Here is a 1239-nt window from a genome sequence, read left to right on the forward strand (position 1 = left end):
CATACCTGACCGGCAACCTTACCGCCGGGAACCTCACGATCCACGCCAAGGCAAGCGACCCTGGCAACTTCACGGCGAACATCCACCTGGTATTTTCGCTACCCATCTATGCCGGGTTGAACTGGACCACCAACACCACTTACGTCCCGGTGATGTCCTACAACGGGACCGACTGGGGAACCAGCCAGGTGTGGTGGAACATCGGCACCTTCGCGTTGGCAGCCGACGCATGGACTCCCATTGACATAACATTCGCAGGGTTGGCGAACCAACCCAGTTTCGCCTATGTGGAGATATACCCGGCATTATGAATAATTGCCCAATCTGCGGGAGGCCAATGCAAGGGGTCCATGTGGCGGGGAAGTACCGGGATTACGAAATGTCGACCTGCGTGCCCTGCGTTAAGGAGGCCGACAAAAAAAGAAAAGAACCAAAAGAAAATACAGGGGTACTAGAAAAGAATAGAAATAGAATAATAATATAGAAATAGAAGGGGTTACACAAAAAGGTTACAACATTGTGTAACTAATGGTTACAATAGCTATGATGGACGAAGAATACAAGGTAGCGGAAACGGAAGCCCGGATAAGGAAGGATTGGGAGGCACTGGTAAACCTGAAAATAGAGCGGGTAAAGTCCCGAACCGCATGGAAAAGAGGGTGGGTAGTTCTACGGAAGAGTTGGTTGACCAGCTCCATAAATTATCGGTGCACCCTGGAAGAGATTGCTGTCTTTTCCAAGTTGATAGTTATGGCCGATGAGTTCGGGCCGGTGCCAGGGCTAATTTCCGACAACGATCTGCGGGCTATGCCCTACGAGTACCTGTCTCATGTAGCCTGTTGCCCACTGGAGGTATTCAGGAATACAGTTGAAAAGTCCAAGTTGGATGAAAGTATCTACGAAAACGGGCATGGGATATTCATAATACACTTCGATGATTACCAGTTTACCGAATATGACAGGCAAAAGAAATATCGCCAGGCAAAGCGGGTGGTTGCAGCTCCTAACCCTGAGAAGTTTGCTGATCAGGGCAGGTTCAGCCACCTGGTTCGCCGTTAGCAAGGAGGATGGAATGAAACGGAGTCAGTTACTACCAATCGGAGTGGCCATCATATTTGGTCCACCAACTATAGCGGGACTTGTTGTGGGACACTTTAATGGTGTTTGGGCTGGCGTGGTAGTCGGCGTAGTGGGCCTGGGGATCGTGCTACTTGTGGCCTACTACTGGGTTATGAAGCA

2 protein-coding genes are annotated in these 1239 nt (G+C 50.0%); both read left to right on the forward strand.

Going from position 1 to position 1239, the window contains the following annotated elements:
• Positions 1–311, forward strand: a 311-nt coding sequence (locus tag HWQ67_RS19040; protein ID WP_218254271.1) for a hypothetical protein, incomplete at its 5' end; no start/stop codon positions are given.
• A 232-nt stretch (positions 312–543) separates the two neighbouring features.
• Positions 544–1059 carry a hypothetical protein gene (locus HWQ67_RS19045; protein WP_218254272.1) on the forward strand — a complete coding sequence of 172 codons (516 nt, stop codon included), beginning with the start codon at positions 544–546 and terminating at the stop codon, positions 1057–1059.
• Positions 1060–1239: the final 180 nt, after the last annotated feature.

Origin of the sequence: Candidatus Magnetobacterium casense, from assembly GCF_019173545.1 — a bacterium.
Lineage (GTDB): Bacteria > Nitrospirota > Thermodesulfovibrionia > Thermodesulfovibrionales > Magnetobacteriaceae > Magnetobacterium > Magnetobacterium cryptolimnobacter.